Source organism: Campylobacter hyointestinalis subsp. lawsonii (assembly GCF_013372165.1).
GTDB classification, from domain to species: domain Bacteria; phylum Campylobacterota; class Campylobacteria; order Campylobacterales; family Campylobacteraceae; genus Campylobacter; species Campylobacter lawsonii.
Genome location: NZ_CP053828.1, coordinates 1,331,892 through 1,356,728 on the forward strand (window position 1 = coordinate 1,331,892; position 24,837 = coordinate 1,356,728).

The window sequence follows — 24,837 nt, forward strand, 5'->3', positions numbered from 1 at the left end:
ATCTTTATTACTAAATTTGCTTTATGATTATTTTATATTATAAAGTAATTTTTTAAAATTTTATTAAGATATTGATAAGTTTTGGCTATTTTTTTAGTCTCTTTTTATTTAAATTTATATAAACTATAAAGCCAAAAGCAAACATACAAATCGATAGAATTTGCCCCATACTCATACCAAAAGCTACAAATCCTATACCAAAATCTGGCTCTCTAAAAAACTCACATAAAAATCTAGCTAAAGTATAGAGCATAGCATACATAGCTATCAGTTCGCCATCAAATTTCTTATATTTTCTATAGATGAATAGTATAACAAAAAGCACCAATCCTTCCAAAACAGCTTCATAAAGCTGACTAGGATGACGAAGAGTGCCTGCTACCATAATAGCCCAAGGCTCATTAGTAACCCTACCAAACAACTCTTGATTTAAAAAGTTTCCGATACGTCCAAAAAAGTAGCCAAGAGGAACAGATAGCGCCACAAGGTCTAAAAGCATCCATAAATTTTGCTTATATCTTTTACAAAACATTAAAGTAGCAAGTATAAATCCTACAACAGCTCCGTGATAACTCATACCACGAATCCCGACAAACTCACCATTTACAAAAGGGTTAAAAATTTGCCAAGGATGAAGAAGATAATAGCTAGTATTTGGATCATATATAAGTATATAGCCAAGTCTTGCACCCAAGATCACGCCGATCTCCACCCAAAAAAAGTAATTATCAAGAAGTGAGTTTGAGATACCAAGACTATCTTTTTTAGCAAAATACTTCGCCATTAAAAGAGCGACAACAAGAGCCAAAACATACATTATACCATACCAATGCACACTAAGACCAAAAAGCTTAAAAGCTACTGGATCTATTTTGCTATAGATTAGATTCCAAGAATTTAAATCACTCAAGTGCAACCTTTAGTCCAAGAGATTTTTTTATGATTTTGCAGTAGTCTATCAAAAACTCCCCAAGAGCTCTGTAGTAGTCGGTTTTAGCATTGTATCTTATAAATTTACCAAAAAGCATAAGACTAGGAAGTAGATACTCGCTCAAGTAAAGTCCTAAAAGAGCGTGTGTTTTATCATTTACGTCACTTTTAAATATCACACAGAGCAGAGCTAGCATATTTGAGATATGTGAAGCTTTTAGGTCGCTAAAAGGCTTGTTAAAGTTTATAGATCTATAAAAGCTTTCGATCTTTTCTTCATTAATGTGCTTAAAAAATTTAAGATCGCAAGCGCCTTTAAAGCCGTCAAGGTCATTTGCTATGCTAATACTATCGCAAGTTTGCAGGGCGTTAGCTAAAAACGTATGACCTTTTTTATTTTCTTCATTTTCAGTTTTTATAAGCCAGTTGATATTTAATTTTTTTAAATTTTCATCACTGATCGCAACTCTAAAATTGTTTGCAAAAATAAGAGCCATTATAGAATACGCTTGTGCAACTTTCATAAACAACCTTTTTTAAATTTTAAAACTAAAATTATACACAATACAGCTTAAATTGCATACTCAAACCATCTTTAGCTTCAATGCTCAAAAACATTTTTAACAAATTTTAGTCTTAAAGAGTTTAAAACGACGCTAAATGAGCTTATACTCATCGCTAAAGCCGCATACATCGGATTTAAAAGAAGTCCAAAAACAGGATATAAAACTCCAGCAGCAACCGGTATGCAGACAATGTTATATACAAACGCCCAAACTAAATTTTGTTTGATAGTTTTCATATTGCGTTTTGCCAAATAAATACTATAAGCAACACTTAAAAGATCATTTTTGATAAGAACTATGTCGCCTACGTCTTTTGCTATATCGCTACCACTACTCATTGCTATGCCTATATCGGCTGATTTTAAAGCAAGAGCGTCATTTATACCATCACCTATAAAGATGACAATGCCTTCTTTTTTTAAATTCTCTATAACTTCAAATTTTTTGCTCGGTAAAACGCCTGCTATAACCTCATCAATACCCAGCTCTTTTGCGACTATCTTCGCGATCTTTTCATTGTCTCCTGTAAGCATGATAGGCGTTACACCAAAACTCTTAACCGCACTGATTGCTTGTAAAGCATCATCTTTTAAAGTATCACTTATAGCGATAAAACCTCTGTATTTAAAGCCAAGAGCGACAAGCACAACTCCAAGTCCGCTATCTAAAACTTTTTGAATGCTCTCTTTTTGTTCGCTATCTAAAAATACATTAAACGAATTTAATAGCTTTTCATTGCCTATAAGAATCTCTGAATGTTCTGCGCTGATGCCCATTCCAGGGATATTTTCATAAGCGTAAGTAATATTTTTATCTATATACTCTTTGGCAAATTCGCTAATAGCCTTTGATACTAGATGTTCGCTTAAATTTGCGGCGTTTGCGACTATTTTTAGACTTTCATCATCTAAATTCGAGCTTACGACTGAAATTTGACCTTTAGTAAGAGTGCCAGTTTTGTCAAAAACAGCGTATTTTGCATCTCCTAAGATCTCTAAAATTTGCGGATTTTTGATAATGATACCATTTTTTGCACTTTGAGAAATTCCAACTACGATAGCTATAGGCGTAGCAAGACCTAAAGCACAAGGGCAAGAGATAATCAAAACACTAACTGCAGCCAAAATACCATTAAAAGGCTCACCGCATAAACTCCACAAGGCAAAAGTTCCAAGAGCTATGAACACTACTAAAGGCACGAAAATATTTGCTACTTTATCGGCTAACCTTGCTATAGGCATTTTTTTACTGCTTGCTTCTAAAAGAAGATCTAAAATAACAGAGATTAGCGAATCCCCGCTAAGCTTCGTAACTTTGATATTTATGTAGCCATTTGTATTTAAGGTGCCGGCATTTACGGTATCACCTACGCTTTTAAACACCGGCATACTTTCACCACTTAGCATAGACGCATCTATCTCAGCTCCACCATTTACAATAACTCCATCACAAGGCAGTGTGTAGCCACTTTTTACAACTACGATATCGCCTAATTTTAAATCATTAACTAAAATAGGAGCAGTAGTGCCGTCTTTTTGAAGTACCAAAGCAGATTTTGGGCTTAGATCCATAAGTGCTTTTATATAGTTTCTTGCACTTTTTTTTGATCTTTCTTCTAAAAATTTACCTAAAAGTACGAACGTGATTATCATAGAACAGCTACTAAAATACAGATATTTCATCGCTTCAGGCATTAAATTTGAAAAGCAAAACGCAAAAATAGAGTAGATATAAGCAGCGCTTACACCAAGTGTGATCAAAACATTCATATCATAATTTAAATTTTTTATAGACTTCATAGCATGCTTGAAAAAGTCAAATCCGCAGTAAAATATAACGATACTAGTTAAGATAAAAAGCGCTAATGATTTATATAAAGTCTCGTAAGAATTCATCTCAAAAACCATTATGATGACACTTAAAATAGCAGAGATGATAAGTCTGTTTTTTAAATTTATAGCATTTTTGTTTTGAGCAGCTTCTAGCTCGTCATAGTTATTTACCACGCCAAAACCGAGCTTTTTTATTTTATCTTTTATCTTGTTTATATCTTCATCATTTTGTACTTCAAAAACGCCACAGCAATCAGCAAAACTAACTTTTGAACTAGTCACCCCTTGTATTTTTAAGACATTTTTTTCTATAGCGTTTGCACAATTAACGCAGGTCATTCCTGTTATTTGTATTTTAATAGTCGCCAAGATAGTCTCCTAAAGCTCTCTTATAACGCTAAATCCTAAGCTATTTAATTCGTTTTTAAATTTTTCTACATCTTTATCAAGTAGATCACAGCTAAGCACTCTAGGTTTTACGCTCATATCTACGTCTATATATCCAAAATCATCTTCTAGCGAACTTTTTATGGTATTTGCGCAACGTTCGCAATTTACATTTTCTACTTCAAATTTTTTCATATCAAATCCTTTGTCATATATGTATATTTGTGTCCTAAGATCTCAAGCTCATTACTACCACAAAAACCCAAACTTTCATAATATCTCTTTACTTTTGGTTTTTTAATATCTACTATAAGAGATACTCTGCTAAGACCTAGCTTTTTTGCTCTCTCAAAAACAGCGCTTATAAGCTTTGTAGCGATCTTTTGTCCTCTATAGTCAATACCAACTGCTAAGCTATCTATGTAAAGTTCGTTTTTGATGCATTCTTGTTTGATGTTTGGCTCTTCGCCTAGGTCTTTAAGTCTTTTTATAAAAGGAATATCTAGCCTTTTAGAATCTAAGCCATTATAAGAGCAAATAGCACCTACTACTTTTTGAGCATCTTTAAAAACTAAGATATTTTTGTAGCTTAAGCGATTATCTTCGCCTGTAAAAAACTCTTGTAAAATTTGGTTGCTTTGTTCTAAATTTGACGTACCACTCAAACTAAAAGCGATATCTTCCATAGCTAAATTTAAAAGTTCTATGACCTCTTTAGCATCGTTTTTATCTGCTTCACATATCATTCAAAGCTCCTTTTTTAGTATTATAATTATTTTGATTAAACTCATAATAAATAAAAATTAAGAAGCAATAGCTAAAAGTATTTTGCATAATTAAAGTATAAATTGTCTCATATTTATTGCATCAAAAATAAATTAAATTTAATCATAACAAAGCAAAATAGAGACTAAATTTGAAGTTTAGTAAATTTACTAAATATAAATTCTTTATTTAAAGTAAAATGTAGATATTAGTTATATTATAAATTATATTTTTAATATACTTTACTATAATAGCAAAACTTCAGCAGAAAGGCTATTAATAGGTGATAATATAGATAAAAAGGACGCTTTTAATATATTTCTATACCAAAATATAGATAAACATATAGATATTAAAGTGTAAATCTTTAAGGAGAATTTATGGATAAGATAGGAAATTTAGCTACCATAAGCAGTAACCTATATGATTACAACAGCCATATGGATAAGATAAAAAATGTTGTTGGTAATAATGCAAATTTAGATAATAGCCAAGATGGCATAAAACCATATAAGGTAAGCTCAAAAGATGTGAAATTAGATTTAAAATTAAATTTAGATGAAGCTCAAGAAGAGAAGCTTATTAAAGCATTTGGTTATCAAAAAAATAGCGATGGCACATATGGATATGCACAAAAATTTGATATCATCAATGGCGATTTATCTATGCTGAGCTATCAAGAGCGAGTAAAACTCACTGGGCTAAATGAGAATAGACCACTAAGTGGCTTTACTCGCTATGACGCTGATAAAGTAAGCATTTGGGGCAAGATAACCGGGCTTGATCCAAATTTTAGCAAAGAAGAGATTAAGGATTTGGTGGATTTTATAGATGAAAGTGGCGGCATAGCAATAGAGCAGATAGAAGCACTGCAATATAGCCCAAACTCAAAAAACCGCATACTTAGAACCACGCCATACACAGTAGAAGAGTTAGCCTCGCAAAATGCCAACTCCATAATAAGCCCTTGGCAAATTTATGAGCTTGATGGAGATTTGCCATACACCATATCCTTACTAGACTCAGACCTTAGCGTAGAAGACTTCAAAGCCCAGTGGGCAAAGCATGTCATAAATATACGATATGGCTTAGATATAAATGATGAAGATGCTAAAAACGCAGTGAATATTTTCAAAGAGTTAAAGGCCGGAACATATCAAAATAAAGAAGATAAAGTAAATTTAAACGATGTCCAAAAAGACAAAGATGATGAGAAAAAATTTACTCCCATACAAGGCTTTTCATCAGATAACAAAACTTATAAAGATGAAGCCATAGAGAGACTAAAAAAGCTTTACGAGATGATTAAAAGCGAATTTGATAATGGCAAAACAGAGCTTGAGATATTAAAACAACTAGCAAAATTAAATTTAAAGGTATAAAAAGACTTAACTGCTCTCATATGCCCCGTCTATGATAGCAAATAGAGTTTTGTATGATAAGAGATTTGCTAAATCCGCCAAATGACTTTGCTAACATAAATATTAAAAATTTAAAGCTTTTTTAATGATATGACCTATACTTAGTTGCTGATATATTAGCAAAAAAGCCTTTGATTGTTTTACTAAATCGTATCATTAAAAACCTGCTATTTATAGGAAAGCATAAGATAAAAATGAGTTATGCCTTTTTTGACTTTACTATCTGGCAAACAAGCATAGCACAAAGTAGCACAAAAGCAACTGCGTAAGCTATAAAGCAAGCTTGCGCCATATTTATAAACTTAAGCGAAGGGATAAGATACCAACCCTCACTATAAAAATCTACAAACCATTGCCTAAGCCATGAAAGACTGACACCATAAGGAACCATAGGATTATCATATCCACAATCCCCAGTTGGCTTAAACAAATCAGGCACCCATATATCAAGCCGAAGTCCAAAAGGAAAACTAGGCTCAAATGAGCAACCTTGTACCCCAAAAGGGTCTTCGCTATGAACTGCGTTATGTATAGAATTTAGTTTTAAAGAATACATCATTCCTATAATAGCTCCATAAAATCCAAAAATATATCCGATAATTTTTAGAATAATATTTTTAGGATTTATAGCAGCAATAACGCCGCCAAGAGCCATAACAAGCATAGAAAACCTTATATAAACACACTGTTCGCAAGGCGCCATATAAATATAGTTTTGAAACAAACTATGAGCGACTACAACTAACCCGCCCATAGCCACGACCATAATTATCCAGATAGCTCTTTCATCTTGTAAAGAGGCTATTTTGCCTATCGGATCACTTTTTAAGTCCTTGAAAAACTTCATTTTAACGACCTTATTTTTATGTATGTAGGTATTTTAGCCACAGCATCTATATCTATGGATTATCAATAGCGATTATCTAAGCTTGATAATGTGGTGAAATAAGAATTTACGCTAGAAATTCTTGAGTTCATCCACTCTGTTACATTAAAAAATCTACCACAAAGCATAAGCAAATTTTTCCTAGATGACTTCAATTTATAAGCCTTTTAAGAAATTTCGTCTTGAATATAACTTTTTCTCCTTAATTGAGATTATGATTTTATAAGCTTATTTAAATTTATTTTTGAGTTTATAAAATCGCAACAAAACGATATATTAATTATAGCTTTTCTTTTATTTCAATTGTTTGTATCTTGTCATTTTGTCTTATAGAGTCTAAGACTTTTTTACTATCTTCATCTATAAGAATACCAAAAACAGTATGAACGCCATCTAAATGAGGCTGAGCACTATGACATACGAAAAACTGACTTCCACCGGTGTCACGTCCGGCATGCGCCATAGATAGACTTCCTCTTAGATGTCTATGTTTTTGATTTACGCATTCACATTTTATTCTCCAGCCTGGCCCTCCAGTACCATTACCTAATGGGCAACCGCCTTGGATAACGAAATTTGGTATAACTCTATGGAAATTTAGTCCATCATAAAATCCGCTTTTTGCCAAAGTAGCGAAATTTGTTACGGCTTGAGGCGCTTCGTCTGCAAAAAGCTCTGCAATCATATCGCCCTTATCTGTTTTTATCACGGCGTATTTTAGCTTTGCAAGCTCGTCTTTGTTTATCTCATAAACTTTTAGTTCTTCTCTCATTTTATGTTCCTTTTTTAAATTTAGCTTATTCTATATTTGTATAAACGGCTTGAACATCATCATCGTCTTCAAGTTTATCTAGTAGTCGCTCAAGCTCACCCAAAGCAGATTCATCTAAATTTACAGTTGAGTTTGGGATAAATTGTAAGCTACCTTTTTTTACTTCAAGCCCCATTTTCTCTATACCTTCGCTAAGAGTACCAAAACTAGTATAATCTCCATATATGGTTATAGTTTCACCATCTTCTTCTATATCAGTAAGTCCAGCATCGATAAGCTCAAGCTCCAACTCCTCTATATCGCCACTTGGTTTTACTACTTCAAAGACTGCTTTTCTAGAAAACATAAAATTTAAACTTCCACTAGGTAGCATCTCTCCGCCGTTTTTGCTAAATATCGCTTTGACGTTTGCTACGGTGCGAGTTGGATTATCGGTCGCGGTTTCTACTATAATCTGAACTCCGTGTGCTGCTTTTCCATCATAAAATATAGTTTTTATATCACTACTATCTTTTCCATTTGCTCTTTTTATAGCTGCATCTATGTTATCTTTTGGCATATTTTGAGCTTTTGCCGTTGCTATTGCGGTGCGAAGTTTTGGATTCATTTCAGGATTTATTCCGCCTTCTTTAGCAGCCACTGTTATAGCTTTTCCTAATTTTGGAAAAAGCTTACTCATTTTATCCCAACGAGCCTCTTTTGAAGCACGTCTATATTCAAATGCTCGTCCCATTGTGATCCTTAATCTATTTTTTAAGTTTGCAATTATATCAGATAAAATTTAAATTTAAAATATCTTGAATAAAATAGTCAGTATCGTCGCACTCCAAAAAAGCACAAATAGTAAATTTAATAGAGTGATTCGCCTAAAAAGGCGAATTTATTATAAAATTTGAGATTTTATAGACTCAGTCCATTTTTTGATGCGTTCTTCAGTCTGGTCGCTCTCATTGTCAGCATCAAGCGCAAGTCCTACGAATTTACCATCCTTTAGCGATCTACTCTCATCAAAACTATATCCATCAGCAGAAACTTGACCTATGATATTTGCTCCTTTTTGGGTTAGCTTATCATAGATGATCCCCATAGCATCACAGTATGTATCACTGTAGCTTGAGCTATCTCCCAAACCAAATAAAGCCACAGTTTTACCGCTCACATCTAAACTATCAAAGTCAAAAACATCCCAATCATCTTGCAAATCTCCACTTCCCCAAGTAGAGCTACCGATGATAAGTTTGTCAAAACTATTTATAGTTTTAGCATCAGTGTCAGCTACATTTAATACGTTATCAATACCTAAATTAGAAGCTATCAAATTTGCTGCTTCTTCAGTATTCCCCATACTACTACCAAAAATTATACCTGTCATTTTTTTCCTTTATTATAAATTTTATCACAAACACTATAAGGGACTAGTTTAAGTCTAGCGCCACTCCTAAAACATCCTTTTACTTCTATATGTTTTGTAAATTTAGAATGTCTAGGAAAAACCATATATAGATCTAGGCCCATAGATTCTATACTTTTTGCCATATCGATCTCTTTTGTGAGTTCAACTTCTTGCTCAAAGTCTATCTCTTTAAAGATAGGAAGCACTCCAAGAATGCCCTTGCCATCTGATTTTAAGATCAGTAGATTGTCTTTTATATCGATTTGTTTATCTGGATGTCTTCTTTTTATCTTGTCAAATACATAGTTAAAAAACAAAATTTGAGCATCTAAATTTAGATAAAAATCACCATTTTTATAGACGCTTTTTATGAGTTTGGCTACTTTCATTTTTGGCTCATTTGCAAAAACCGGAAGTTTTTTACCATTTAGATACCCGTTTATTATAGCGTTTGATGTAAAACAAAAACTAATACATTTTTTAACGCTAAATTTATTTTTATACAACAGATCATCTATTCTTTTTGTAAAAATATCACTTATGGATTTTGAGTATTTTACATATTTATTAGGAATTTTGAGCTCATCGCTAACAAAACAATTGTAAAGAGATAGAAATATTTTTAGCCTATCTTCCAAACAAAGTTTGCTATAAAAATTTGGAAATATATCGCTCGTTTTATCAAATCCAAAGCTCATTTATCCGCACACCCAAACTCTTTATCTAGTCCAAAAACTTTGCAGTATTCACAAAAAACACAACTTACACTTCTTTTTGCACAAACGATCGGAATATTGCGTTTTTTAGCTTCACATTTGATTTTTTTCATCGTATTGTGATTTAAAAAACTAGTTAGCATAACAACACACTTAGTATCTTGCGGTATAGGTTTTCTATTTACCCTATTTTCATTTCTAGCATCCCAATGTTCTATGTTGTCTGCACCTAAATCTTTTAAAACTGCTTTGATCGGGGTTATTTCATCTGCACCTATGACTAGCACTGACATTATTAATCCTTCGATAGTTTTTTTGATATCGATTATTATAATATAGCAATACTAAATTTAAACTTATTTTGAATATACTTATCAAAATTAAATATAATCCAAATTTTAAAAATTTGAAAAATATGTTATAATTGCCAAAAAGGATTTAGATGAAAAAAGTTATAATTTTTGCCATTTTACCACTATTTATAATAGGTTGCACTACTAAAAAAATATATGTGCATGATCCTTTAAAAAATGAACTTTTAGCATATACACAAAAATTTGAAGACGTAAATAATAAATTTCTAGTTGTAGCGACTTACTTAAATCCGATACATCAAAATATTTTAGAAGATAAACAAAATGAGTATTTTATACTCTCTATTTACCCAAAAGAAAGCATTATAGACTATAGATCATTTAAAGTAAATAACAACTCAAATGCCACAAAAATAGAAGTTTTAGCAGATGATGATCCGCTTTTAAAACTAACAACATTTAAAATGCCATGGGGTAAATATCTAAAAGTTAGCGCACCGCAAATAGATAGCGATACGCTAAATCTTACTTTTGATAGGATTATAGATATTAGCGGAACTTCTCGCTCTCTCCAGGTATCATTAAATTTTCGAAAAATTGCGAAATCTTTGTACTGGAATTCAAAATAGCAAGATATATAATATAGTTTGAAAGCACCTTTTTTGCGTAGTTTCTACTCTCTGCATAAGGCACTAGCTCCATAGATAAAAACGGCTCATACTTCTTATATGCACTATTTTTGTTAAAAAGATCGCCTTTTTGGAGCATTCTTTTTGTAAAACCTATACCGCCGTTGTAAGCGTATGCTATAAATACTGGATTGCTCAGATACTTTTCTAAGTAATCTAAATGACGATTTGCAAATTTATATGCAACGCTTGGTTTAAACATATCATCTTGATCAAAGCCTTCTATTTTTAACTCTTTTTTCCCTATGTGATTTGCTAAAAATGGCATAAATTGCATCATTCCAAGTGCATAAGAAGTCGAAACCGCACTCGGTACAAACCTACTTTCTTGTCTAGCCAAAGCAAGTATCAGCGCTTTTCTTTTTGTATCATCTGAGCCGATATCTTCCATAAATGGAGTTGGATAAAAGTGAAGTTTATAGTTATGGGCTTTTTCCATTATATAACTATACTCGCCAATAGTGCTTTTAGTAAAAAATCTAGCTCCATACTTTAAAAGCTCAGCACTATCCATTTTAGATATGCTATTTTTCACTCTTTGCCAAGCTAAAGGATCGGTGTAGTCATAATTTAATAGCGTATCTATTTTTGGATTTGGAACTATAATCTTTATCTTTCCACCACCGCTAAATTCTCTTGCATAAAGACTATAGATATTTATATCGCTACTTTTTGCTATGGTTTTTAATAGCTTTTTATCTTTTGTTATCAGATATACCCAAAAATTTGCATTATCTCTTTTACTAGCTGCAGTTGCGTTTTTTGCCGCACTACTAAAAAATCTCAAAGCGTCTTCATCTCTATGAAATAAAATAGCATTTAGCCCAAGTAAAAATGCGACATCGCTATCGATAAGATCACTACTACTAATTCTTATGAGATTATGCCTAAACTCATTGTATTTTCGATTTATCACTATATCATTTATCAAAGCTTTAAACTGCCGATTTGAGCTTATTTTCGCTACAAATTTACTAGTAAGATTATGTTCGTTTAAAAACTTCTCTTTATCTCTACTTGCATTATAGCATTTTAGATAGCTAGCAGTATCGTTAGTATTTATATAGTATAAAACAGGATCTGGCATATCAAAACCGATGATAAAATTTGCCAAAGACGGCGATACATTTTTAAATTTATCCGCCAACTCTTTTCTCTTTTCTCTACTAAGAGTTTGTAAGTATTTAATAGTGACGATCGCATTTTGACAAGTCGCATTCGCTTCTAAAAGATTGTTTGCATTTATGCCACGACAGTCTAAAGTAACCTGCTTTGAGACGCCTATTTTATCTTCTATCTTGCTTTTTATCTTTCCAGCATATCTATAAACATAATGTTTTAGCTGAGCTATCTCTTTTTTACTCGGTTTTTTCTCATTAATATACCGGTATATGTAATAATCTCTTGCCAAACCGCGTGGGGCAGTTTTTAGTTCTTCTATGTTTAAAACTTGTGAATTTAAAAAAGAGCTAAAAAATATAGCTATTAGACTAAAGTTTATTAGCGATTTCAAAGAGCAATCCTACAACAAACATATCTAAAAACTGAAGTACTAAAAGCACAATGATAGGAGCTATATCTATACCGCCAAATACAGTTGGAATGCGTGTTTTACGAACCAACTCATAAGCCGGAGTTGTGATGCGATAAAGTATCTGAACGACCTTATTATACGGATCTGGATTTACCCAGCTAATAAGAGCTGCAGCAATAATCACCCAAGTATAAGCCGTGATAACAATATGAAGTAAATTTGCCACAGATACTAAAAACAGACTCAAAACCATCATAATACTATCTCCTTTATATCGTCTTTTATAAGATCATAAAGCTCTTTTAGCTCAGGTCCGTGCTCACTTTTTGTTAGCAAAAGACGAAGTGGCATAAAAAGTGCTTTGCCTTTTAAATTTGTCTTTTGAATGATAGCGTTTTTAAATTCATCAAAACTATTAGGGATATCTAAATTTAGTATAGCATCTTTTATCAAATTTGCATTATCGCTCCACTCGCCATCGATATTTTTATGAGTATAAATTTGATCTATTTTAGCCTTGATTTCTGGGATAAGACTGCTTTCTTGAGTATAAAATCTAGCCAAACTAGGCTTATTAAATCCAAGCTCTTTTAATCTCTCATCGCTAGCCATTTTTATATGTTCGCGATTTATCTGAGCTAGTTTATCTTCATCGAATCTGGCTGGGGATTTGGATATATTTTTGATATCAAACCACTTTATGGCGTCATTCAAGCTAAATATCTCACAAGGCGTTTTGTTGCCAAGCAAAATAAGATAATTTGCAATAGCTTCAGGCATATAACCTTTTTCTAATAGCCATTTTACAGATGAGCTATTTTCTCTCTTGCTCATCTTTTTACCTTCTTTATTTAAAATGATAGGAAGGTGCGCATAGCCAATTTTACCGGTATAACCGAGTGCCTCACGAATGAGATTTTGTTTTGGGGTATTACTCACGTGATCTTCACCCCTTATAACAAAAGTAACGCCCTCAAGCATATCATCTATCGCACAAGCGAAGTTGTAAGTAGGAGTTTTATCTGCTCTTAAAAGCACAAAACTATCGATGTTTTGCGGTTCAAATTTAACCTCACCTTTTATAGCGTCATAAAAACTTTGTGGCTCATTTTTGATTTTTAGGCGAACTGCTGCTGGATGAGGATTATGAAGTACCTCATCGTCACTTAAATGCTCACAAGCACCATCATATCTATACGCTTCTCCAGCTGCCTTTGCAGCTTCTTTTTTAGCTTCTAAGCTTTTTTCATCGCAAAAACATAAAAACGCTTTTTTTTCGCTCAAAAGTTTAGCTGCAAATTCTTGATGAAATTTGAGATTTTTACTTTGATAATACAGCCTATCCCATTTCACGCCAAATTTAGTCAAAATATCAAAAATTTCTTTGTCTTTTCCGTCGATATTTCTAGCATTATCAGTGTCTTCTATACGTAAAATAAATCCACTTTTATCTTGAAGCGAACATATATAGTTAAATAAAGCGACTCTTAAGTTACCTATATGCATATCCCCTGTAGGCGATGGTGCGAAACGATACATCTATTTTCCTTAAAAAAATTTAGGATTGATTATATCATATATAGGTTAAATATTATCTTTGCAAAAAGTCTTTATCAAGCTTTTTTATAAGGTATTTTATCTTCTAAATTTGCTAATTCAAAACCTTTTAGTCTAAGTCTGCAACTATCACATTTACCGCAAGCCTCATCTTCGCTATCATAACAACTCCAAGTAAATTCAAGAGGAACTTTTAGTTCTAACGCTTTTTTAACGATATTTTCTTTAGTGTAATGCACTAAAGGCGTTCTGATTTTGATACTATTGTCGCTAGTTCCTAAATTTATAGCTTTATTCATCGCTTTTATAAACTCTTCACTGCAATCTGGATAGCCACTACTATCTTCTTCTACAACTCCTATAAATATAGCTTCGCAATCTTCTTTTTGTGCAAGTGCAGCTGCGATACTAAGGAATATTCCGTTTCTAAAAAAGACGTAGGTTATAGGAAGATCACTTTTTACACCATCTTTTGGCACCTTAACATCTAGATCTGTTAAAGCATTTCCGCCGATATTTGCTATGAAAGAAGTATCTAAGATCACTTTTTTGCTTACACCTAAACACTCACAAATTTTGTGAAAACAATCTTTTTCTTTATTCATAGTTTTTTGTTGATAGTCAAAGTGAAGTGCGATTATATCATAGCCTTCGTTTTTAGCGATATATGCAGATAAAGCACTATCCATTCCGCCACTTATCACGCAAACTGCTTTTTTATTTTTCACGTTCTTTTTCATTAGTTAAGTTCTGACTTTATACTCTCTACTAAATTTAAAACTTTTTCTTCCAAAAGCTTAACAAACTCTGGGCTACTAGCCTCAAATCTAGTGACTAAAACCGGCGTAGTATTTGAAGCCCTAACAAGCGCCCAGCCACCATCAAATTTAATCCGAACGCCGTCTATATCGATGATATCAAGGATATTTGGAAGTCCATTATCTTTTTTATTTAGTTCTTTTTTTAACTCATCTATGATTTTAAATTTGGTTTCGTCTTTAGTAGATACTTTTATCTCATCTGTTGAGTAAAGCACCGGAAGTTTATCTAGCTCAGCATCAAGCTCAAAGCCTTTTTGAATCAGCTCCAAAACTCTTATCATCGCATAAATAGCATCATCAAAGCCAAAAAATCTCTCTTTGAAAAATATATGTCCGCTAACCTCAGCAGCCATATCTATATTCAATTCGCGCATCGCTTTTTTTATGTTACTATGACCCGTTTTTCCCATAAAAGATTTACCGATCTTATCGATTTCATCATACATATTTTGCGAGCATTTAACCTCGCCTAAAACTCTAGGATTTTTCATATTTTTAGCATAAAGATAGGCTAAATCATCGCCTTTTATAACCCTTTTTTTGGTTAAAACAGCTATGCGATCTGCGTCGCCATCAAACCCAAAACCGATCTCAAATTCACCCTTTAGTGCAGTTTTAAGATCTTTTAAATTTTTTTCTTCACTAGGGTCTGGATGATGATTTGGGAAATTTCCATCTGGCTCTTTGTAAAGCAAAGTCGCATTTAAACAAAGAGCTTTTACGACTCTTTCTAAGACTATCCCAGCAACTCCATTAGCGCAGTCACAAATAATCTTAGTTTTTAATCCTTTTAAATGAGAAAACTCTTTTTCATAAAACTGAACGTAGCGACTCAAAACATCAAATTTAGTTGCACGAAAATCATCTTTTACGACTTCGCCACTAGATAAAAATTCATTTACGCTATCTTTTAATTTTTGCAGATCAGCTCCAAAAAAACTTTCAACGCCAATAGTAATCTTAAAACCATTATACTCTTTTGGATTATGACTTCCGGTGATCATTATATTTGCATCAAAAATACCTGTAAAAACACTAAAATATCCAACCGGAGTCGGTAGCATTCCTATATCAAAAACCTCAAGTCCAGCTCTATTTAAACCACTAACCAAAAAGCCAAAAAGAGCTCTAGCGCTAAGCCTTGCATCAAATCCTACGCTAACACTTTTAACGCCACGATTTTTCATAGTGATTCCAAGACAATAGCCAATAGCTTTTACGCTAAGCTCATTTAAATCCTTTTCATAGATCCCGCGTATATCATACTCTCTAAATATTGTTTCAAACACTTTTCATCCTTTAATAAGCGTTATACTAGCAAAAATAAAGTTAAATTTTATTTAGTCTAGATTTTACCCTTTCAAGCTCTTTGCTCTGCCCTATTCTATAAAGTGCAAAATCATATTTTACTGGATCGCTACTATCAAATATTTTTAAATTTGAAGTAATACACAAAGCCGCCTTGTAATCATAACTCTTACGATCACAAAGACCAAGCTCTAAACTAACTCTATGAGTATGCGTATCAAGCGGAAGTATAAGCTCACTTTTTGGTAGGTTTTTAAATAATCCTAGATCTATATCGCTATCTCTTACCATCCATCTAAGCCACATATTGTAGCGTTTATACGGACTTTTAGGCTCTTTATCAAACCCACGTCCAAAGAAAAACTCATAACCATCACTCTTATATAAATTTAGTTTATAAATTTGAGCTATAAGCTCATTTATAGCATCTACCATTAAAGATCGCTTATTAAAACCATCTAGCAAAATACCTTGTAAATCATACTCTTTTAAGCGTTTTATCGTTATAAAGATCTCGCTTACGTCAGAGCTATTTTGAAAACGATACAAAATTTTTTTTGATTTAAACTCTTTTCTTATCTCATCATCGCTAAGATTTAGCATATCAAAATCTAGAGAATTTAAAAATTTAACTATCATTTTTGCGTTTCCATACGCAAATAACGCACAGATCAAAGCTATAAACGGATCTTTAAATTTAGATGCTATTTGAAGTGGATCGGCTTGAGAGTATAAATTTACTATCGTATTTTTGCTTGTAAGATGCTCATCTAAAATCTCTTTTAAATAACTATTATTCATAATTTATTGCTTTAATCCTATCAATGTTTCGAGCATTTTTTCTACAGTCGTTATTATCTTAGCTGCAGCTCCATAACTTGATTGAAATTTGATTAAATTTGAAAGTTCTTCGTCTATATTTACGCCACTTATTGATTGAAACTCAGCATATACACTCTTATGTAAAGATGTATTTGTGCTGTTTATGCTATTTACAGACTCAGTTTTTGCTGCTATATCAGTAGTGAGATATCTGTAGTACCCAGATATCGTTTCATTTTTAGTAATGCCATTTTCTGAAATGAAATCTAGTTTTAAATTTTGTAAATTTACCATAGCGTTCGCCATACTATTATCTCCGTTGATAGGAGCTTTATTACCTTGTATCTTTGAGCTATCTTTAGCCAAAGAACTTTCGATTCTAATACTAGCAGCATCATCGCCTTCAAAAAATTTACTAAGACCAAAAACACCAGCGAAATTTGTTCCATTATCTTGTATGGCGATTTTATAATCTCCTGAAGCGTATTTTGGTGTAAAGCTTAAATTTCCTGTTTTTGTTATCTCATCATATTTAAAATTTGCTACAAAATAATCATTTACATCATTATTTAAGTTCTTATCGCCGTTATCATCAGTATCTGCGTTAAAGTCACTAACTATAGAATTGCCTTGAGTAGTATCGTTCATAGAAGTTGTTTGATTGATATTTATAGTTTTTTTAGCTACTTCTTTACCAGAAGCATCATAGATAATAACATCAAAACTTCCATTTTTTATATTTTTATCTATGTTTTGAAGAGTTGTATTGTCTCTCATGCCAGAGATATCAGCAGTATTCATCTTATCTTGAGCTGAGCTTGCATAGATATTATTTGTCTGCTGAATAAGAGTCTTTGCAAATGTATCTAAATTATCTCTAAATTCAGTAATCATACCATCAGTCATATTGCCATTTTCATCGCTATATCTACCTCTAAGATCTAAAATAGCTCCTAGCTTTCCACCTGTTATCTTTGAGCTCATATTAGCTCTTGTCTCATCGTTTAGTTCGTAAAATATATCGCTAAAGCCGTATTCGTTTTTGTTAGATTCGAGTTTTAGCGGATGAAATGTTACGCCATCAATCAAAGTAATCCCGCTTATATTTAAGTTATAGTTTTTACCTTGATCTGTCAATGTTCCACTCACAGTGCTATCGCTATAAAGCTCATTTTTAAATGTAGAGATATTTACTAGCTTTGACATAGTTAGTTCAAGTTGGTCTCTCTTATCTCTTAAATCATTTGCGTGATTTATCCCATTTGATTCTACAGATTGAATCTCAGCATTTATACCAGCTATCTGCTCTCCTAAACGATTTATCTCATCAACTGTAGTTTTTACTTGATCATTTACTATAGTATGTATTTTTTCTAGTTGATTTGAAGTATCGTTTATACGTGAAGTTAAAGTTTGAGTTAATTTTAGTAAATTTGTCTTTTGTGAGCTCTCATAAGGATGAGAGGCAAAATCATTCCACGCACCAAAATAATTTTCTATATCTCTTATAAGTCCAGTATCTTGAAGATCAGGAAATCTTTGAGCTATCTCTTGCAAAACTTGTTGTTTATATGTTGTATTTTCTAGGTTACTAGTCGCTGTTTTTAATCTATCAAATGTAAATTCATCGTGAATTCTAATAATAGTATCTACTTTTACACCAAGACCTATATCGCCAGGAGTTGAGTGAAATGGTTCGCGAGCAGATTGAACTACTCTTTGTCTTGTGTAGTAGTCGCTATTTACGTTTGTTATATTTTGACCAGTAACCTGAATTTGAATTTGAGCCGCACCTAGCCCAGAAACTCCAGTATATAATGAATCAAAAATTCCCATCTCAAATCCTTAATTTAAAAAGTTGCTCCGTACTCATATTTTTATCGACGTACGATGAGTCGCTATCTTTGCCAAACATCTTTTTTACTAAAGAATCATAAAACTCTTTGACCGCCACGACAAATTTAGCATACTCTTTATTTTTATTTTGCAACAAAACCAAAGATTCTCTTAAAACACCTAGTTTATCTTTGATCTCATCTGAGAGAATACTAGCAAGATCTGTTCCGTTGTGTTCGCTAGAAATTTTTATGAGCTCTTTATCTAAAAGATTTTTTGTATTTTCAAATTTTTTGATGATAATAGCTTTTTGTCTTGTATGTTCGTCAAGCTGAGTATGGTCTGCGTTTTTGATATTTTCTATATCTTTTTGTGTGATCTCTATGAGTTCATTTAAGAGAGCTATACTCTCATCTAAGTATCTATTTATCATAAGACTGCTCCTTTATCTAACTCAAAGGAGCAACGCTTTACATAAGGGAATCTGCTATTTTACTTGCTAGACCTTTAAGGTCTATCTTGTAAGTGCCTTCATTTATCTGTTTAGCTATAGCATCAACCCTACTTTCTGTACTACTTTGAGTATCTTGTGTTGATTGTGTTTTTTTTGTTCCGTTTTTTTGTACTGACTCATTTTGTGCGATGTATTGCACAGAACCTACAGAATTTATCATATTAAATCCTTTTTAACTTTGAAAGCTAAATCGGATAAAATAATTTTTTATTTAACCTCTCTCTTTTAAAAAATTAAACAACATCTCGCTAAATCCTAATCCTCCGCTAAGTGCCTTACTCATCGTATCATTATACATTGATGAGTAGATCTTATCTCCTGCATCTTTTGGAAACAAAGAGTTTTCGTTTTTTATAGAGATATCTAAAACCTCTTTTACTAAAAATGCTTCAAAAGCATCTGTTTGCTCTTTTAAAAGAGCGTCATCTTTAGAAAGACTTTTATCTTTCAAATTTGGCGTGCTTAATTTGTTGTAAGCATCAAGTGCTAAAGAGTTATCTACTTGCATTATATGATCTCCACTGGCGCATGTATGGCTCCTGCTCGTTTAAGATTTTCTATGATGGCTATGATATCTTTTGGACTAGCTCCTAGCTTGTTTAAAGCCCTTGTTATGTTTGCAACCGTAGTTTGGTTTGCACCGATTTTTAGCGTATTGTTTGCCGTATCTATAGACGTGTTCCCGCCTATATCCACGTCCGTTGCATTTTGTGTCCCATCATAAGTATTTGGATCTATCTTTATAGTTATGGCTCCATGAGATATGACGACTGGATCGACTGTGATATTTACACCGCTCACTACGGTTCCAGTTCTTTCATCTATGATGACTTTTTCATCTGCTTTGTAGTTCATATCTACGTCTAAAACTCTAGCTAGAAACTCTACCATATTTAAATTTGCAGGTTTTGCTAGTCTTACTGTTCTTGGATCTATGGCAGTAGCAGACTTTGCGCCAAATTTCGCATTTATAGCTCTTTGCATATCTACTGCTGTTTGAAAACTTGAGTTTTTAAGACTTAGATTTGCAAATTGTTGAGTGTAGATATCAAATACAACCTCTTTTTCAACCAAACCACCAGCAAGTATAGTTCCAACAGTAGGATGATTTCCGCCTTTACTTGTTCCGCCGCCTATAGTCAAGGCTCCTTGGGCAAGAGCGTATATATCGCCATCAACGCCTTTAAGAGCAGTCAAAAGCAAGGTGCCACCTTGAAGATTTTTAGCATCGCCGATAGAGCTTATAGTCACGTCTATCTTATCGCCTTGTCTTGCAAAAGGCGGAAGCTTGGCTGTGACCATCACAGCTGCTGTGTTTTTTGATTTTATATCATTTGGATCTATTTTTACATTTACCGTTTGTAGCATATTTGATAAAGATTGAATAGTAAATTCACTACTACTGCCATCTCCAGTACCATTAAGTCCTACAACAAGACCATATCCTATAAGTTGGTTTTCACGAACGCCGATTATGCTTGCTATGTCTTTGATCTGAGTAGCATTTAAAGTCGCGCAAAAAGATATCAAAATGCAAAGCCTAACTATAAATTTCATATCAATCCTTAGAATTTTAAAGAGTAAAAGCAAAAGTTATTCCAAATTTTGCTTTATGATAAATTTATGATCTGAATTTGTTTATTAAATTTGGTAGTAGCTTAGCGTGGTTTTACCAAATTTTCGTGATTTAAACTTTATAAATTCGCCACAACTATTTGGCGCGTCATAGCTAGATATATGTTCGATAACAACTAAATATATCTTTGATCTATCTATAAAAGTCAGCATATCCCAGACTTTTTTATAGATATCTTCAAAACCCTCTCTTATATCAAAAGGCGGGTCTATATATAAAATCACGTCGCTGTTTTTACTAACAAGTTCAGGCGTGATCTTAAAAGTATCTGCGTTAAAAGCTTTTATATTTTCATCTTTCAAACTTAAGGTATTAGCAAGAGTAAGCTTAAAGGCATTTTTATCTATCTCTATAGCATAAGCATTTTTTGCTCCGTTGCTAAGAGCTTCCATAGCCATAAGAGCAGATCCGCCAAAGACCTCTATAAACGTCTTTTCATAAAGCTCGTTTTGGATAGTGTTAAAAAATGAACATTTTACGATAGATTTTGTACTCCTAGTAGTCAAAGAGCTAGGAAGCATTACTTTTTTGCCTTTGTATTTTCCACTAGTTATGGTTGTAAATAGGTTATTTTTCATATTCGTTTTTTATCAAATTTAAAAGATCTGTTTTAAATTTATCTATTAAATTCGATAAATTTTGCTCAAAAGAACTACTCTTTGCCTTAAATAAAGTAGCGCTTTTTTGTATCTCTATAGCAGAGTAAAACTCTTCAAGAGTGTTTATTAGAGACTCTTTTGTAAATGGAATCTTTAGATATGGAGATTTTTCATCTATTACGAAAACAGGTTTATCAGAATCTATTTTTTTATCACTTATTATAAAATCACAATCCTTTTTTGAAGTATAAAAATCGTCTAAAAATAGTCTTAAACTCTCACTAAGTAATAAACATTCGCACTGCGTAAATATCTTCATAAAATCTCCTAAAGGTTCGTATTTTAACATATTTTATCTCAATATTTCAATATAACTATAAAAATTTATCTTTCTTAACCGATATTTGGATTAGACTATAATTTCAAAGGATGTGAAATGGAAATTTTTAAAGTGGCTTCACAGCAGCTAGATACTCAAATATCTACTCAAAACACTCAAAATACTCAAAATACAAGAGCGGTTGAACATGCAAATAATGAACAAAATACAAAAAACTCTACGCAAGCTATGGATAGCAAAAGCGTAAATGAAACCATAAAAAAACTAAATGAAGATATGCAAAGACTTGAAACAAATGTAAGATTTGGATATAACGATAAAATAGATGCAATGTATGTAAACGTCACAGAAGCAAATAGTGGTAAAACTATACGTAAAATTCCAACCGAACATGCTATGAAAATGACTGAATATTTCAAAGAAGCTATTGGTATGCTTTTTGATAAAAAGGAGTAAAAAATGGCATTAGGAAGCGTAAGCGCAATAGGCGTATTTGGTAAAATAAATGGCGGTGAAAAAACAGCTTTAAATGATGAGCTTATACAAACACTAAAACAATCAGATGAAAAAGCAACAATAGATCCGATAACAAAAAAAATAACAGCAAATCAAACAAAACAGACTGATCTGACTGCTATAACAACACTTCTTAGCAGTTTTAAAACAAGTGTTTCATCGCTGACTGATAGTTCAAGCTATATGGCAAAAAAAGTTAGTAGCACAGGAAGCAATAACGCTACTGTCTCTGTAGCAAATGGCGTAAATGCTGGAAATATGAGTATAAAGGTAAATCAGCTAGCCACAAAAGATTCATACCAAAGCAAGACTTTTTCTATGAGTAATAGTCCAGTGCTTACAGATGCCAAATCAGCTTCATTTAATATATCTATAGGCGATAAAACTTACACTATAGAAGCAGATAAATCAACATCATTAGATGATATAGCAAAACAGATAAATGAAAAAACAGAAGGCAAAATAAATGCAAAAGTCCTAAATGTAGGCGGCAATGAGCCTTATAGACTAGTGCTTAGTTCAAGCGAAACTGGCAAGAAAAATGAAATCAAATTTAGTCTTTATGAAGACAAAGCTAACACTAGCTCATCAACAACATCACAAACAAATGACAAAGAAAATTCAAAAAAATTACTTCAAGCACTTTTTAATGGTATTACAGAAAAAGACAACAACGTTACTTTTAGTGATGGCGGAGTGACACTAAGCAAGGCTAGTGATGCAAAATTTAGCTTTAACGGTATAGAAATCACTAGAAGCACAAATACTATCAAAGATCTTCAGCTTGGAGTGACTATAAATTTAAATAAAGTAGATAAAAGTGACGAATATACAAATTTCAATATCACTCAAGATACCGAAACTGTTACTAAAAGCATTCAAGATATGATAACATCATATAACTCGCTTGTAAATAACCTGCAAGTTGCAACATCGTATAATACAGAAACAAAAGCTAGTGGAACTTTTCAAGGAGTTTCAGAGATAATAAATATAAAAACCAGCTTAAATAAGATCATAAATGGTGTCGATAGCAATGGAAAATCATTGCAATATTTTGGTATTAGCTTAAATAAAGATGGACTTCTAACACTTGATAGTGTGAAGCTAAAAGATAAGCTAGAAAATGATTTTGATAATTTCCAAAGTTTCTTTAGCACAGCTACAACATATACAAACGTAAGCACAAGATCAACTGGAATACAAGAAAATACAAATCCAATAAAAGGAAAACTCAAAATCAATGATAAAGAAATTGATATAGAATTAAAAAGTAGTGATAAAAAAGAAAAAACCAAAGAGCTTTTAAAAGCTATAACAAATGCAGGAGTTACCGATATCGCAGCTAGTTTAGATACAAATGGAAATTTGGTACTAAAAGGTGTAGGTGGAGCAAATTTAAAAATAGATGGCGAAGAATCTTTCCTTCAAAATCTAGGTCTAAAAAAAGTAGATCTAAAAGGTAGCTCGACTACTACGACTGGATTTTTTGAAAAATTAAAAGATACACTAAATGGCTTAATAGGAACAAATGGAACTTTGACAAACTATGCAAATAGCTTAGTATCTGAAAACAAAAAATTATCGACAGAAAAAGAAAACACACAAAATAGAATAAATGAAAAATATGAGCGTATGCAAACTCAATTTTCTCAATATGAAGTTATTTTAAATAAACTTAGTAATCAAATGAGCACCCTTTCATCTATGATCGAAATGGCGACAAAAGACAAGTAGGACAAAAAAATGCAAACAAATTTAGCCTATCAAGCGTATAATCAAAATAATATGGGCATAGAATCTCCTAAGAAGCTCATCACAATGCTTTATGAGGGGATTCTTCGTTTTATTTATAGAGCAAAAAAAGCTATGGACGATGGTGATATAGAAAATAAAGTCTTGTTTTTAAACAAAACAAATGCCATATTTTTTGAGCTTATAAACTCACTAGATATGAGACAAGGCGCTGTTTCTCAGTATCTAAATGGACTTTATGCTAGACAAATTCAGCTCATAGCAGAAGCAAATTTAAAAAACGACAAAGCTCCTCTAGATGAAGTAATTCATGTAACAAGAGAGCTACTTGATGCGTGGCATGATGCTACAAAAGAAGAGTAATGATGAACTGGATAGATGAGTTTAAAATAGCTCTTGTAAATGAAGATCTTGACAAAATAGACTATCTTACAAATAATTATCCAAATGAGATGAGCTTAGATGAGATGAGAAGCACTTTAGCTCTTGTAAATGAAGCTGTAAAAATGTTTAAAGAAAAACAAAAAAAACTTGATATCGAGTTTCAAAAGATAAAAAAAGTAAGACAATATAGCATATAAAAGTGCGACCATAAGCCGAGTTCTGTTTATGGTAGTCATTTATCTAAATTTTGATTTCACAATCAAATTTGAGCGAAGGGTTGAACATAAGACTCCAAACCATCCCTTCTTGCTGCAAGTTGGGTTTACATAGCCAAATGTATTACTACAAATGCTGGTGAGCTCTTACCTCACCGTTTCACCATCACCGCAAAAGCGGTAGTTTTCTTTCTGTTGCACTATCCCTTAGGTTTCCCTAGCCACCTGTTAGGTGGAACTCTGTCTTATAGCAGCTCGGACTTTCCTCAAGACTTGCGTCTTGTAACTACCAGTCGCACTGATCTGATTGTATCTAAAAACATTTTAAA

At 32.6% G+C, this 24,837-nt stretch carries 31 protein-coding genes and 1 other RNA gene; 6 read left to right on the forward strand and 26 right to left on the reverse strand.

Translation table 11 applies throughout. The features are described 5' to 3' along the window. Positions 1 to 85: 85 nt before the first annotated feature. From lgt to CHLWT_RS06845, 5 genes are all read right to left on the reverse strand, one after another. On the reverse strand, positions 86 to 910 hold the full coding sequence (lgt, locus tag CHLWT_RS06825; RefSeq protein WP_111999870.1) for a prolipoprotein diacylglyceryl transferase: 825 nt from the start codon (positions 908 to 910) through the stop codon (positions 86 to 88). Further along, positions 903 to 1,454 (reverse strand): hypothetical protein, encoded by a 552-nt coding sequence (locus tag CHLWT_RS06830; protein WP_111999871.1) that lies wholly within the window; start codon positions 1,452 to 1,454, stop codon positions 903 to 905. The genes lgt and CHLWT_RS06830 overlap by 8 nt, the downstream gene beginning before the upstream one ends. A 77-nt stretch (positions 1,455 to 1,531) precedes the next feature. Next, the gene (locus CHLWT_RS06835) at positions 1,532 to 3,697 is read right to left on the reverse strand and encodes a heavy metal translocating P-type ATPase (RefSeq protein ID WP_309300079.1); all 2,166 of its coding nucleotides are present in this window, start codon (positions 3,695 to 3,697) and stop codon (positions 1,532 to 1,534) included. 9 nt (positions 3,698 to 3,706) lie between these two features. Next, positions 3,707 to 3,910, reverse strand: a complete 204-nt coding sequence (locus CHLWT_RS06840) for a hypothetical protein (RefSeq protein WP_063997876.1) — start codon at positions 3,908 to 3,910, stop codon at positions 3,707 to 3,709. Then, positions 3,907 to 4,461 carry a GNAT family N-acetyltransferase gene (locus tag CHLWT_RS06845; RefSeq protein WP_111999872.1) on the reverse strand — a complete coding sequence of 185 codons (555 nt, stop codon included), beginning with the start codon at positions 4,459 to 4,461 and terminating at the stop codon, positions 3,907 to 3,909. The genes CHLWT_RS06840 and CHLWT_RS06845 overlap by 4 nt, the downstream gene beginning before the upstream one ends. A gap of 399 nt (positions 4,462 to 4,860) precedes the next feature. On the opposite strand from CHLWT_RS06845, the gene CHLWT_RS06850 reads away from it, so the two are divergent. Continuing rightward, complete coding sequence (locus CHLWT_RS06850) at positions 4,861 to 5,862, forward strand: Cj0814-related protein (protein ID WP_111999873.1); 1,002 nt, start codon at positions 4,861 to 4,863, stop codon at positions 5,860 to 5,862. Positions 5,863 to 6,100: 238 nt separating this feature from the next. On the opposite strand, the gene dsbI is transcribed toward CHLWT_RS06850, so the two are convergent. The 7 genes from dsbI to CHLWT_RS06880 form a co-directional block, all read right to left on the reverse strand. Next, complete coding sequence (dsbI, locus tag CHLWT_RS06855; protein ID WP_063997873.1) at positions 6,101 to 6,748, reverse strand: protein-disulfide oxidoreductase DsbI; 648 nt, start codon at positions 6,746 to 6,748, stop codon at positions 6,101 to 6,103. 62 nt (positions 6,749 to 6,810) lie between these two features. Further along, on the reverse strand, positions 6,811 to 6,942 hold the full coding sequence (locus tag CHLWT_RS09600) for a hypothetical protein (protein WP_258521925.1): 132 nt from the start codon (positions 6,940 to 6,942) through the stop codon (positions 6,811 to 6,813). Between the two features lie 125 nt (positions 6,943 to 7,067). Then, positions 7,068 to 7,559, reverse strand: a complete 492-nt coding sequence (locus CHLWT_RS06860) for a peptidylprolyl isomerase (protein WP_063997872.1) — start codon at positions 7,557 to 7,559, stop codon at positions 7,068 to 7,070. 25 nt (positions 7,560 to 7,584) lie between these two features. Then, positions 7,585 to 8,292 carry a YebC/PmpR family DNA-binding transcriptional regulator gene (locus tag CHLWT_RS06865; protein WP_111970698.1) on the reverse strand — a complete coding sequence of 236 codons (708 nt, stop codon included), beginning with the start codon at positions 8,290 to 8,292 and terminating at the stop codon, positions 7,585 to 7,587. A 150-nt stretch (positions 8,293 to 8,442) separates the two neighbouring features. Further along, complete coding sequence (gene fldA, locus CHLWT_RS06870; protein WP_111999874.1) at positions 8,443 to 8,931, reverse strand: flavodoxin FldA; 489 nt, start codon at positions 8,929 to 8,931, stop codon at positions 8,443 to 8,445. Next, entirely contained in the window at positions 8,928 to 9,650 is a 723-nt protein-coding gene (locus CHLWT_RS06875; protein ID WP_059433543.1) for a hypothetical protein, read from the reverse strand. Before CHLWT_RS06875 ends, fldA begins: the two co-directional genes overlap by 4 nt. Beyond that, positions 9,647 to 9,961, reverse strand: coding sequence for a DUF2325 domain-containing protein (locus tag CHLWT_RS06880; protein ID WP_063997868.1), 315 nt, complete (start codon positions 9,959 to 9,961; stop codon positions 9,647 to 9,649). Before CHLWT_RS06880 ends, CHLWT_RS06875 begins: the two co-directional genes overlap by 4 nt. A 149-nt stretch (positions 9,962 to 10,110) precedes the next feature. Between CHLWT_RS06880 and CHLWT_RS06885 the strand changes: the two genes are divergently transcribed. Then, a complete protein-coding gene (locus CHLWT_RS06885; RefSeq protein WP_111999875.1) occupies positions 10,111 to 10,611 on the forward strand; it encodes a hypothetical protein in 501 nt (166 codons plus the stop codon). Here CHLWT_RS06885 and CHLWT_RS06890 read toward each other — a convergent pair. The 13 genes from CHLWT_RS06890 to CHLWT_RS06950 form a co-directional block, all read right to left on the reverse strand. Beyond that, positions 10,532 to 12,184: a lytic transglycosylase domain-containing protein gene (locus CHLWT_RS06890; protein WP_111999876.1), complete on the reverse strand. Its 1,653-nt coding sequence runs from the start codon at positions 12,182 to 12,184 to the stop codon at positions 10,532 to 10,534. The genes CHLWT_RS06885 and CHLWT_RS06890 overlap by 80 nt on opposite strands. Then, a complete protein-coding gene (locus CHLWT_RS06895; RefSeq protein ID WP_111968559.1) occupies positions 12,162 to 12,458 on the reverse strand; it encodes a YggT family protein in 297 nt (98 codons plus the stop codon). The genes CHLWT_RS06890 and CHLWT_RS06895 overlap by 23 nt, the downstream gene beginning before the upstream one ends. Then, entirely contained in the window at positions 12,458 to 13,744 is a 1,287-nt protein-coding gene (gene gltX, locus CHLWT_RS06900; RefSeq protein ID WP_111995759.1) for a glutamate--tRNA ligase, read from the reverse strand. Before gltX ends, CHLWT_RS06895 begins: the two co-directional genes overlap by 1 nt. Before the next feature lie 74 nt (positions 13,745 to 13,818). Continuing rightward, positions 13,819 to 14,502, reverse strand: a complete 684-nt coding sequence (queC, locus tag CHLWT_RS06905; protein ID WP_111999877.1) for a 7-cyano-7-deazaguanine synthase QueC — start codon at positions 14,500 to 14,502, stop codon at positions 13,819 to 13,821. Next, positions 14,502 to 15,872, reverse strand: a complete 1,371-nt coding sequence (locus tag CHLWT_RS06910) for a phosphomannomutase/phosphoglucomutase (protein WP_111999878.1) — start codon at positions 15,870 to 15,872, stop codon at positions 14,502 to 14,504. Before CHLWT_RS06910 ends, queC begins: the two co-directional genes overlap by 1 nt. Positions 15,873 to 15,912: 40 nt before the next feature. Further along, on the reverse strand, positions 15,913 to 16,692 hold the full coding sequence (locus CHLWT_RS06915) for a TIGR02757 family protein (protein ID WP_063997862.1): 780 nt from the start codon (positions 16,690 to 16,692) through the stop codon (positions 15,913 to 15,915). Between the two features lie 3 nt (positions 16,693 to 16,695). Next, complete coding sequence (gene flgK / locus CHLWT_RS06920) at positions 16,696 to 18,549, reverse strand: flagellar hook-associated protein FlgK (RefSeq protein WP_111999879.1); 1,854 nt, start codon at positions 18,547 to 18,549, stop codon at positions 16,696 to 16,698. Between the two features lies 1 nt (position 18,550). Further along, positions 18,551 to 18,982 carry a flagellar export chaperone FlgN gene (gene flgN, locus CHLWT_RS06925; RefSeq protein WP_111949569.1) on the reverse strand — a complete coding sequence of 144 codons (432 nt, stop codon included), beginning with the start codon at positions 18,980 to 18,982 and terminating at the stop codon, positions 18,551 to 18,553. A 37-nt stretch (positions 18,983 to 19,019) separates the two neighbouring features. Then, positions 19,020 to 19,223 (reverse strand): flagellar biosynthesis anti-sigma factor FlgM, encoded by a 204-nt coding sequence (locus CHLWT_RS06930; RefSeq protein ID WP_111949571.1) that lies wholly within the window; start codon positions 19,221 to 19,223, stop codon positions 19,020 to 19,022. 51 nt (positions 19,224 to 19,274) lie between these two features. Further along, a complete protein-coding gene (locus CHLWT_RS06935; RefSeq protein WP_111999880.1) occupies positions 19,275 to 19,571 on the reverse strand; it encodes a rod-binding protein in 297 nt (98 codons plus the stop codon). Next, positions 19,571 to 20,620: a flagellar basal body P-ring protein FlgI gene (locus CHLWT_RS06940; protein ID WP_063997858.1), complete on the reverse strand. Its 1,050-nt coding sequence runs from the start codon at positions 20,618 to 20,620 to the stop codon at positions 19,571 to 19,573. The genes CHLWT_RS06935 and CHLWT_RS06940 overlap by 1 nt, the downstream gene beginning before the upstream one ends. 84 nt (positions 20,621 to 20,704) lie before the next feature. Continuing rightward, complete coding sequence (gene rsmD, locus CHLWT_RS06945) at positions 20,705 to 21,277, reverse strand: 16S rRNA (guanine(966)-N(2))-methyltransferase RsmD (RefSeq protein ID WP_063997857.1); 573 nt, start codon at positions 21,275 to 21,277, stop codon at positions 20,705 to 20,707. Beyond that, entirely contained in the window at positions 21,267 to 21,617 is a 351-nt protein-coding gene (locus CHLWT_RS06950) for a hypothetical protein (RefSeq protein WP_063997856.1), read from the reverse strand. The genes rsmD and CHLWT_RS06950 overlap by 11 nt, the downstream gene beginning before the upstream one ends. A 117-nt stretch (positions 21,618 to 21,734) precedes the next feature. Between CHLWT_RS06950 and CHLWT_RS06955 the strand changes: the two genes are divergently transcribed. From CHLWT_RS06955 to CHLWT_RS06970, 4 genes are read left to right on the forward strand one after another with little or no spacing between them, the layout of a single operon-like run. Then, positions 21,735 to 22,094: a flagellar protein FlaG gene (locus CHLWT_RS06955; protein ID WP_111968534.1), complete on the forward strand. Its 360-nt coding sequence runs from the start codon at positions 21,735 to 21,737 to the stop codon at positions 22,092 to 22,094. A gap of 3 nt (positions 22,095 to 22,097) precedes the next feature. Beyond that, the gene (gene fliD, locus CHLWT_RS06960) at positions 22,098 to 23,891 is read left to right on the forward strand and encodes a flagellar filament capping protein FliD (RefSeq protein WP_111999881.1); all 1,794 of its coding nucleotides are present in this window, start codon (positions 22,098 to 22,100) and stop codon (positions 23,889 to 23,891) included. 9 nt (positions 23,892 to 23,900) lie between these two features. Beyond that, a complete protein-coding gene (gene fliS / locus CHLWT_RS06965; RefSeq protein ID WP_063997853.1) occupies positions 23,901 to 24,272 on the forward strand; it encodes a flagellar export chaperone FliS in 372 nt (123 codons plus the stop codon). A gap of 2 nt (positions 24,273 to 24,274) precedes the next feature. Beyond that, positions 24,275 to 24,490 carry a hypothetical protein gene (locus tag CHLWT_RS06970; protein ID WP_063997852.1) on the forward strand — a complete coding sequence of 72 codons (216 nt, stop codon included), beginning with the start codon at positions 24,275 to 24,277 and terminating at the stop codon, positions 24,488 to 24,490. Here CHLWT_RS06970 and rnpB read toward each other — a convergent pair. Then, positions 24,486 to 24,810: RNase P RNA component class A (rnpB, locus tag CHLWT_RS06975), an RNA gene on the reverse strand. The genes CHLWT_RS06970 and rnpB overlap by 5 nt on opposite strands. Positions 24,811 to 24,837: the final 27 nt, after the last annotated feature.